The organism is Kitasatospora sp. NPDC098663, from assembly GCF_044760075.1.
Classification (GTDB): domain Bacteria; phylum Actinomycetota; class Actinomycetes; order Streptomycetales; family Streptomycetaceae; genus Kitasatospora.
On record NZ_JBIWAP010000103.1, the window covers coordinates 1 to 8,244 of the forward strand.

12 protein-coding genes are annotated in these 8,244 nt (G+C 72.1%); 6 read left to right on the top strand and 6 right to left on the bottom strand.

Features of this window, described 5'->3' with window-relative positions:
• Positions 1-406: 406 nt before the first annotated feature.
• The 4 genes from ACIQVZ_RS41855 to istA all read right to left on the bottom strand — a co-directional run bounded on the left by ACIQVZ_RS41855 (position 407) and on the right by istA (position 4,326).
• Positions 407-940 carry a DUF2267 domain-containing protein gene (locus ACIQVZ_RS41855; protein ID WP_402458265.1) on the bottom strand — a complete coding sequence of 178 codons (534 nt, stop codon included), beginning with the start codon at positions 938-940 and terminating at the stop codon, positions 407-409.
• Positions 941-997: 57 nt separating this feature from the next.
• Complete coding sequence (locus tag ACIQVZ_RS41860; protein ID WP_402458267.1) at positions 998-1,402, bottom strand: DUF2267 domain-containing protein; 405 nt, start codon at positions 1,400-1,402, stop codon at positions 998-1,000.
• 762 nt (positions 1,403-2,164) lie between these two features.
• Positions 2,165-2,998: an IS21-like element helper ATPase IstB gene (istB, locus tag ACIQVZ_RS41865; RefSeq protein WP_402458269.1), complete on the bottom strand. Its 834-nt coding sequence runs from the start codon at positions 2,996-2,998 to the stop codon at positions 2,165-2,167.
• 11 nt (positions 2,999-3,009) lie between these two features.
• Positions 3,010-4,326, bottom strand: a complete 1,317-nt coding sequence (gene istA / locus ACIQVZ_RS41870; protein ID WP_402458272.1) for an IS21 family transposase — start codon at positions 4,324-4,326, stop codon at positions 3,010-3,012.
• A gap of 795 nt (positions 4,327-5,121) precedes the next feature.
• On the opposite strand from istA, the gene ACIQVZ_RS41875 reads away from it, so the two are divergent.
• The 5 genes from ACIQVZ_RS41875 to ACIQVZ_RS41895 all read left to right on the top strand — a co-directional run bounded on the left by ACIQVZ_RS41875 (position 5,122) and on the right by ACIQVZ_RS41895 (position 6,994).
• Positions 5,122-5,244, top strand: a complete 123-nt coding sequence (locus ACIQVZ_RS41875; protein WP_402458275.1) for a hypothetical protein — start codon at positions 5,122-5,124, stop codon at positions 5,242-5,244.
• Complete coding sequence (locus ACIQVZ_RS41880; protein WP_402458278.1) at positions 5,241-5,540, top strand: hypothetical protein; 300 nt, start codon at positions 5,241-5,243, stop codon at positions 5,538-5,540. The genes ACIQVZ_RS41875 and ACIQVZ_RS41880 overlap by 4 nt, the downstream gene beginning before the upstream one ends.
• Before the next feature lie 202 nt (positions 5,541-5,742).
• Complete coding sequence (locus ACIQVZ_RS41885) at positions 5,743-6,033, top strand: hypothetical protein (protein WP_402458281.1); 291 nt, start codon at positions 5,743-5,745, stop codon at positions 6,031-6,033.
• On the top strand, positions 6,030-6,623 hold the full coding sequence (locus ACIQVZ_RS41890; protein WP_402458284.1) for an RNA polymerase sigma factor: 594 nt from the start codon (positions 6,030-6,032) through the stop codon (positions 6,621-6,623). The genes ACIQVZ_RS41885 and ACIQVZ_RS41890 overlap by 4 nt, the downstream gene beginning before the upstream one ends.
• A gap of 125 nt (positions 6,624-6,748) precedes the next feature.
• On the top strand, positions 6,749-6,994 hold the full coding sequence (locus tag ACIQVZ_RS41895; RefSeq protein WP_402458292.1) for a helix-turn-helix domain-containing protein: 246 nt from the start codon (positions 6,749-6,751) through the stop codon (positions 6,992-6,994).
• Between the two features lie 155 nt (positions 6,995-7,149).
• On the opposite strand, the gene ACIQVZ_RS41900 is transcribed toward ACIQVZ_RS41895, so the two are convergent.
• On the bottom strand, positions 7,150-7,326 hold the full coding sequence (locus tag ACIQVZ_RS41900) for a hypothetical protein (protein WP_402458287.1): 177 nt from the start codon (positions 7,324-7,326) through the stop codon (positions 7,150-7,152).
• A gap of 61 nt (positions 7,327-7,387) precedes the next feature.
• Positions 7,388-7,663 (bottom strand): hypothetical protein, encoded by a 276-nt coding sequence (locus ACIQVZ_RS41905; RefSeq protein ID WP_402458294.1) that lies wholly within the window; start codon positions 7,661-7,663, stop codon positions 7,388-7,390.
• Between the two features lie 60 nt (positions 7,664-7,723).
• On the opposite strand from ACIQVZ_RS41905, the gene ACIQVZ_RS41910 reads away from it, so the two are divergent.
• Positions 7,724-8,068 carry a hypothetical protein gene (locus ACIQVZ_RS41910; protein WP_402458289.1) on the top strand — a complete coding sequence of 115 codons (345 nt, stop codon included), beginning with the start codon at positions 7,724-7,726 and terminating at the stop codon, positions 8,066-8,068.
• Positions 8,069-8,244 lie beyond the last annotated feature (176 nt).

Genomic DNA, 8,244 nt, shown 5'->3' on the forward strand with positions numbered 1-8,244 from the left:
GAGGGAGTCCAGGTCAGGCGTCACAACCGACCTTTGGACTCCCTCGCTTCATGTCATGCGCGCCAACGAGCCCTTGGCATCAATCATCTAGGCGGCGGGGTGCGGGCGCGGGCGCCGCGGCGCGCCCGGGACCGGGGCGTCGACGCGGGGTGTCGACGCGGGGTGTCGAACCGGGGTGTCGAACCGGGGCACCGGGCCCCTGCGGCCGTGGGAGCGCGGCGGGGGCCCTCACCCGGTCGTGGCGGGGTGGTGTCGGCGGGCGGGTGCTGGGGAAACCTACCGTCCGCCGGACACCAGGTACGGGCCATCGACCCCACAAGGGCCGGAAGGTCACCGAACCGTGATCACAAACCAGTCGTTCTTCGCTGAATCGCGGCGGGCCCGGAACCCGCTGCCCTACCCACGGTCACCGTAGGTAGGGGCGAGGCCAGGGCGGAGCGGAACGACGGCGGGCGCGGTGACGGCGGCGGTGCGGTGTCGGTCGTCGCCGCCGAGCGGGCCGCCTTCGCGGCCGCCCGTGCGCAGCAGGACCCGTCGCGGCAGGGTCAGGCGGCGGCCAGGTCGGCCCGGCCGAACAGCAGGGCGTAGCCCCGGGGCAGGTGGGCGAGGAGGCGGTCGGTGAGGTGGTCGTCGGTGTGGCGGTGAGGGCGGCCAGGACGGAGGAGGCGTCCCAGCGGGCGGCGGTGAGGCTGGTGCCCAGGGTGTGGGCGAGGCTTTCGACGAAGGCGGGGGCGGTGACGGGGTGGGGCAGGGGGATCTGGGCGGCGAGGACGGCTCGGGCCTGTTCAGGCAGGGCCGCGGCGAGGTCGCAGCGTTCGTCGCCGGTGAGCTGGGAGCCCAGGAGGGCCAGGACGGCGTCGAGGACGCGTTCGGCTTCCTCGTCGCAGGTGTAGCGGCCGAGGTTGCGGACCTGCTGGAGGAGGAGGCGGTAGCGGGTCATGACCGTGGGGCCTTCCGGGGGCTGGCTGCCGGGGGCAGCGGCGGCGTGAGGGGGTGGTCAGGGTCGTGTGCCTGTGGTCGGGCGGCCGAACAGCAGGTCGTAGCCGGGCGGCAGTTGGAGCAGGATCCGCCCGGTGAGGTCGTCGCCGGCGGCGTCGGCCACCGTGGACAGGACGGCGCCGATGTCCCACACGGCCGTGGCTTCGGTGGCGCCCTCGATCCAGGCCGCGGTCGCGCGGCCGAACCGCTCGGCGGTGAGGGGCTCGGCGGCCTGCAGGGGGTTGAGCAGGACCAGGGCTATGGTCTCCGGCAGGCGGGCGGCCAGTTCCGCGCGCACGCCGCCGACCAGGTGGGCGCCGAGCAGGGCCAGGACCACCCGGGCGGCCCGCTCGGCCTCCTGCGGGCTGTCGTACTCACCGCGTTCCCGGACCTCCTCCAGGAACGCCTCCCATCGAAGAGTCATCGTGGTTCTCCCTCCGGCCCAAGGCCCGGCGCGCGCGGGCGGCCTCACGGCTCGACGGCCAGGCGCCGGTGCACCGGTGATGGCGCTTGCGCGTCGCTGCGGGTGGACCGGGCGGGGCCGGCCCGGTGCCCGCGCCCCACCGGCACGCCCGGAGTGGCTGCGTAGGTCAGAGGGGAGAGCAGATGTTGCCGGATCTCAGCAGCGGTCCCAGCTCAGAAGAGCTGGAAATGTTGACGAGAAGTAGGAGCATCTAGGGCGACCGACGCGGTCAGGCGGTGTCTGGAGGCAGGTAGCTATCTGAGTCGGCGCTTCCACCACGGCTCGAAGGCTGGCGCGAATGGATCCGGGAGTGTCCGCGCCAGGAAGCGGTCATCCAGAGGCGAGACCGCTGTCAGGAGCTCGCGACGCGCCTTCCGTCGCATGGACGCAGCAGCCCCCTCCAGGAGTGTTCGGGCGTGTCTGTCTCTCCAGTGCGTGGTTCCGTGTCCACGGTTGGATCCATGGTCCGGCCACTCATGAAGTGCCAAGGCCCATGCCCGGAAGGCGTGGGCGACAGACCCCAGGGGCAGCCGGTGCCGCGCCTCGAACTGCGCGATCTGTCGGTTTGTCGCAGCGGACAAGCCAGTGATGACTTGTCCGGTGCCGGCTGCCCAGCGCGGGGACTGTTCGACCCTGATCTCGCCTGGTGGACGGCGAGGCATGAAGACTTCCAGATGGTCAGAAGACAAGTGTCCTGACGATAGACCGTTGTCTCCGACTGCCTCAAGAGTGTTTTGCATTTGTGGCGAAGCCCGTTGGTCGGTCAGCCAGCGGCCACTGTTCAGCGCGGGCACGGGTGGTGGCGAGGCGGTAGGAGTCGGTGCCGGTCTCGATGATGTTTCCGCCGAAGGTGAGTCGGTCGACGATGGCCGCGCAGAGGCGGGGGTCGGTGAACGTCTTCGTCCAGCCGCCGAAGCTCTCGTTGGAGGCGATGGCGACGCTGTTCTTCTCCTCACGCTCCGTGAGGACCTGGAAGAGCAGTTCGGCGCCCCTGCGGTCGAGTTCCATGTAGCCGAGTTCGTCGATGCAGAGCAGGTCGACGCGGCCGTAGCGGGCGATGGTCTTGGCGAGCTGCTTCTCGTCGGCGGCCTCGACGAGCTCGTTGACGAGTTTGGTGGCGAGCACGTACTTCACCCGGAAGCCGGCCATCGCGGCCTCGGTGCCGAGCGCGATCAGCAGGTGGGACTTGCCGGTGCCGGAGTCGCCGATCAGGCAGAGCGGCAGGCTCTTCTTGATCCATTCGCATGTGGCGAGGGTGTGGATCATCGCAGGGTCGATGTTGGGGTTCGCGTCGAAGTCGAACTTCCGCAGCGACTTGTCGCGCGGGAACCCGGCTGCCTTGATCCGGCGCTCCGAACGGCGCCGGGCGCGGTCGTCGCACTCGGACATCAGCAGTTCGGCGAGGAAACCGAGGTAGGACATCTGCTCGCGCGAGGCCGCCTCGGCGAGCTCTGGGAACTGAGCCCGGATAGTGGGCAGTCGCAGCATCCGGCACGCCTGGTCGACGGCGGCGTTGGCGGCCTGCTCGGTGAGTCCTCGCTGGCGGGGGAAGGTCATGGCGCTCTCCTTCAAGTGGTCGGGCGGTCCGGCCGGCGGTGTCGCAGCAGCTGGTCGTAGTGGGCCACCGAGGGCAGCGGCCGGGTGTCGGGCGGCAAGTGAGCCAGGCGCCGCGCGGTCAGGGACGTCACGGTCGCCCTGTCCGACGGGAACAACTCAGGCTCGGCGTCGGCCGTCATGGTGTCCGCCTCGGCCGCCTTGCGGGCCTCCAGCGCGACGGCGTCGGCGGTCAGCGCGCCGGCTCGTAGCGCGGCCGCGAGACCCGCGACCAGGGGCTCGTGCGGCAGACTGCGGCTCAGCAGCAGGACATCGATCAGGGCACGGGTGCCGTCACGGTCACCGTGGGCATTGCGGGCCGCCGCCCACCACGCATCGTGGACCGGGGTGAACCTCCCCGCGGAGCGGGCCTGCTCCAGCGCGGTCGCCCCGGGCAGGGCACCGGGTTTGCGAACGAGAGCTTCCAGATAGTGGTCCAGGTCGAGTCGGGTGCCGCCCTTGGCGATCAGCCGCTCATGTCGGGCGACCTCCTCCCGGCCGTCGTAGACAACGAGGTCGGAGGCATGCAGCATCACGCGGACGGTCCGGCCGATCAACCGCACCGGCACCGAGTAGCGGTTGGTGCGGACGCTGACCTGGCCGTAGCGGTCGACTCGCAGCGTGAACAGCCGACCCGTCTCGAACGGCTCCTCCGGAAGCGGCGCCAACAGCGGCCGCTCGGCGGCGAAGTACTCGCCGATCGTGCGCGGCCGGGACCGGATCCGTCGGGCGTCGTCCTCCTCGTCCCACCGCTCGATCATCTCGTTGAGCTCGGCGAACGAGTTGACCTCGGGGACAGGGACCAGGTGGTTTCGGCGAAACCAGCCGATCTGGCCCTCGACGCCGCCCTTCTCGTGGGCGCCGCGGATGCCTGGCTGGCAGTAGAGGCTGTCCAGGCCGTAGTGCGAGCGGAACGCGGTCCACCGCTCGGTCTCCACCCGCTGGCGGGAGAACCCCAGGACCTGAGCGACGGCGGCCTTAAGGTTGTCGTAGCGGACCTTTCCGGTCGGCACCCCGCCCAGCACGTTGAGAGCGTGGACGTGGCCCTCGAAGAACGCCTCCTGCCCGGCCGAGGCGAACACGCGGTGCACCGCCTTGCCCGAGTACGACAGCCGGAACGCGAACAGGTAGCAGGTCACCAGCTCGCCGGCCAGACGCACCGTCACGTCCCCGAAGTCGACCTCCGCCTCCGCCCCGGGCTTGTGCGTCTGCGGGACGAACGCCTCCACCACTCCCTGCCCCGCCTCGACGCGGATTTCCTCGCGGCGTGTCGCCACGTAGTCGCGGACCATCTCTCCCTCGCCGCACTGACCGGCGGTCTGTGTACGGCAGCTCCCGTTCCGGCGTCCGCACTGCCGGCGTCGCCTTCACAGGCCGGCCCACGGGCCGCCGGGCAAATGACCTTCGCCACGGCCGGACACTTCTACTTCACCGTCCCCGAGGGAGCCACCCGGTTGATCATCCAGGCCTGGGGCGGCGGTGGAGGAGGAGGAGGCGGTGCGGGTGGCGGCGGCGGGGAGGGAGGGGAGGACGCCAACCTCACACCGGCGGGAGCGGCGCCGACGGCGGCAACGGATACGTCCCCATCACCTGGTGACCCGAACTCCGGACGGCCGCCCGCACATGTCCGGTGCGGGCGGCGGGCCGCTGGGTCCCGCACCGCCCCGAGATCGCCGGTCCGAGACAATGGAAGACGTCATGGCCAATCCGCATCGCAGGGCGTCGAAGCCGCGAGCGCCGCAGGCATACCCGTGCTCCTGGGAAGCCTGCCGGGAGTGGGTACGCCGCACGCCGCTGCCGAACACGCCTCACAGACATCTGCCCTGACCGGACAGCCGCAGCCCCCTTCCGCCCGTCGTACCCCTCCTTCCGGCCTCCAGAGTGCCGTGCCCGCGGCACAGCCAACAGCGGGCCGCGACCGGTTCACCTGAACGAGCAACAGACACCCGGAATGCCCGGGTACCGCGCGCCAGCAGATCGTGCGCGTCGCTGCGTCCGCGCCCGTGACCGGGATCACCTGAGGCGTTGCGGGGGCAGCGGCGGCGTTGGCGCGTCCATCGGTGGGTGGCCTCGGTACCGTTCCTGGTGTGGGGCGGCCCCGGTTGCCGCAGGCCGTCACGCCCCTCTCCGGCCCCCGCCGCCACCGGCCGAACGTCACCGCCCCGGAGAGGCAGGCCCTGTCCGAGATGCTCGACACCTGCGACCAGTGACCGCCCGGGACGGCGGTGACCGCTGCCAGGACCACGTCACGGCCGGGCCCGGCGGCGTGATGACCGAGGAAGTCGGCTGCGTCACCGGCGAGCTCACCGTCGCCACCACCGCCTTCCCCGGTCGGCAGACCTGGGTGACGGTCCAGTACCGCGGTGCCGACGAGTGGTACACCCCCACCGGCACCCCGACCCCGCTGCCCGCCGGCGAGTCCCTGGCCCGGTACCACGAGCGGGTCCTGGACGCCGTCCACACCGGCCGCGGGGCCGTCGCACCGGCGGCCGGCACCGGGCAGTAGACCGGCCGCCTGCCGACGGCGCCAACCCGCCCGCGTCCCACCGCACACGGGGCGCGGGAGGCCGTCAAGGAACGACGGCCCGCTGGTGCCGGTGGCGCGGCAGGCCGCACCCTGACCAGGCAGGAAGGCACGGCACCCGGTGGCACATAACATTTCTTCGCTCGGATGTAAACGTTATGGCGTTGCCGTTCGACTACTGGGCATGAAGCGTCAGGTAGCCCAACTCCTCGGCTGGACCCCGGCGGTGCCGTTCGTGGCGCTGGGCGGTCAGCCGTCGTGGATCGTGCTGGTCGTCTTTGGATCCCTGGGGGTGGCGGTGCGGTTGCTGACCGAGTGGCAGCGCCGTCGCACCCTGGTCGCACTGGTCGAGCGGTCGCCCCAGGGCACCGTCGTGGAACAGGAGAGCGGGATGGGGGGACCCGGCATGCGGGTCCGGGTCGGCACCCGGCCGGCCAAGGGCACACCGGACGCCAACGAGCAGGGGGCCAAGTGACGACGGAGGACAAACGGCGGATCCCGGAGGACGTCAGCGCCGCCGTCACGGCGCTGTACCGGGCGGCCTACCACGATGTGCTGCGCAGCGCCACGCTGCTGACCGGTCAGGCCCATACCGCCGCGGACCTCGTCCAGCAGGCCTTCCACGAGGCCGCGCTGAAGTGGCACGAACAGGGCCTCGGGAGCAGTTCCCTGGGCGGCCAGACGGCCTGGCTGAAGACGGTCTGCCGCCGCCGGCACATCGACGGCCTGCGCCGAAAGATCGGCTTCGACGAGATGCGCATCGACGTGTACGAGCAGTACACCGCCGACGGGCACGACCCCGCCGCCGTCACCGTGGCCCGCGCCGCGCTCGACCGGTGCTGGGCGGCGATCAAGGCCATGCCCGAGGCACAGCGCACTGTCGCCGTCCTGGCCTGGCGCAACGGCCTGGACACCGCCGAGATCGCCCGCGACCTCGGCATCTCACAGGCCACGGTACGGGTCCAGCTCCACAGGGCCCGCCTGCACCGGGCCCGCGAGATCGGTGACGATCTGCCCGAGGCCGTGGACAGCGCCGCCGCGAAGAAGAGGAGGAAGGCGTCATGACCACATCCCGCCGCCACACCGACCCCGACTCCCTACCGGACCTGTTCCGGCAGGTCGAGCAGGACGCCGTACCGCAGCCCGACGAGGCCTTCGTCCAGCAGGAACTCGACAAGCTGGTCGCCTGGATGAACGGGCCCGCCCCGTGGCCCGCCCCCACGCACCCGTTCGCACCACCCCCGGCCCAGGACTTCCGTCTCCTGACCATCGCGGAAGTCGCGGCCATGCTGCGGATCACCAAGATGACCGTGCTGCGCCTGGTCCACTGCGGCGACCTGCCGGCCGTACGGACCGGCCGGGGAGCCTGGTACGTGCCCCGGGACGCAGCCCTGGACTACGCCGGCACCCTCGACGTCGCACGCTCCTCGGACTGACCGGCACCGACCGACGCAGGCGCCCCCGGCCCACCGGCCGGGGGCGCTGCGCCTCACCTTCACCGGCCGTCGCCGCCGCGCGGCCACCCCGAGGCGACAGCGCGAGGGCGGGCCCGGGAAACCCCGAGCCCGCCCTCCCGCTGTCGTCCGCCTCGTCAGGTGTGGTCGGGGTGGACGAACACCTCGCGGTGCGCCACCTCGCCCCGCTCTACCGCGCCGCGCAGCACCGCGCGGACGACGGCCAGGTCCCGGGTACGCCCGAGGCGGGCGGCGACCGTCTCGGCGTCCAGGCCCTCCGGCGCGGTGCAGCGGACGCCGGGCAGGTTGATCACTCGTAGCCGACAGCCTGTCAGCCTGCTCGACGCCAGTAGCGGCGGTCGGGTTGGTGCCGGCTCAGGGGGTGTCGCCCTGCCAGTTCCCGCGGCGGGGATCGGCGGGCCGGGGCTCGTAGTGGGCGTGCCCCCCGGCGCCGTACGCGCCGATCTCGGTGGACAGCGCGGCGCCGTCGGCGAGTTGCTCGGCGTCCAAGCCGGTGACGTCCAGGAGCAGGCCGTCCAGCGGGCCTCCGACCAGCTCGCGGTACGCGTGCCCCGGCCGAGGCCCGGGAGTCGGGTCGTCGTGGTCGGACCCGTAGACCCGGCCCCTCAGCAGCACCTCGTCGTCGCCCATGTCGTCCATGTCCACCAGCGTGTCCGCCCGCACCGACAGCGCGGACGTGAAATCGGTGGGATGGCCCGCGGCACGTCGCCCGGCCTGGCTGGTTCGCCATCGCCGCTGACCCCGCGTTCACTGGGGCTGGCGGTGGGCGGCGCGCACGGAGCGCAGGTGCATCTGGACGGCCGCCGGGTCCGTTCCGGTGATGTCCGCGACCTCGGCAGCGGGCAGGTCCAGGGCGAGGTGGAGGACCAGGACGTCCTGCTGTGGCTCCTCAGATGGGCGACGGGGTTCAGCGGGCCGGCCATCGCGCGGACGTGGCGGCGGACCGCCGGCCTGCGCAGCGCCGACTCCCGACGTCTCCCACCGCCATCGGCCGGGCTCCCGGGAACCGGTGGCCGGATCCACCGGGCGGCGTGACGAGCGGCCGGCCGACGGCCCGGCACCGCAGGCGCAGAGCGCCGCCCACAGGCCGCAACGGCCACCTGCCCCGCACACACTCCTAGGGCGCGTATTCGGTCGTGATCAATCTGCGCGATTTACCTTCGCAGCGGGTCCAGTTCCGGTAAACCGTGGTGCGTGACGCGAGCGCAACT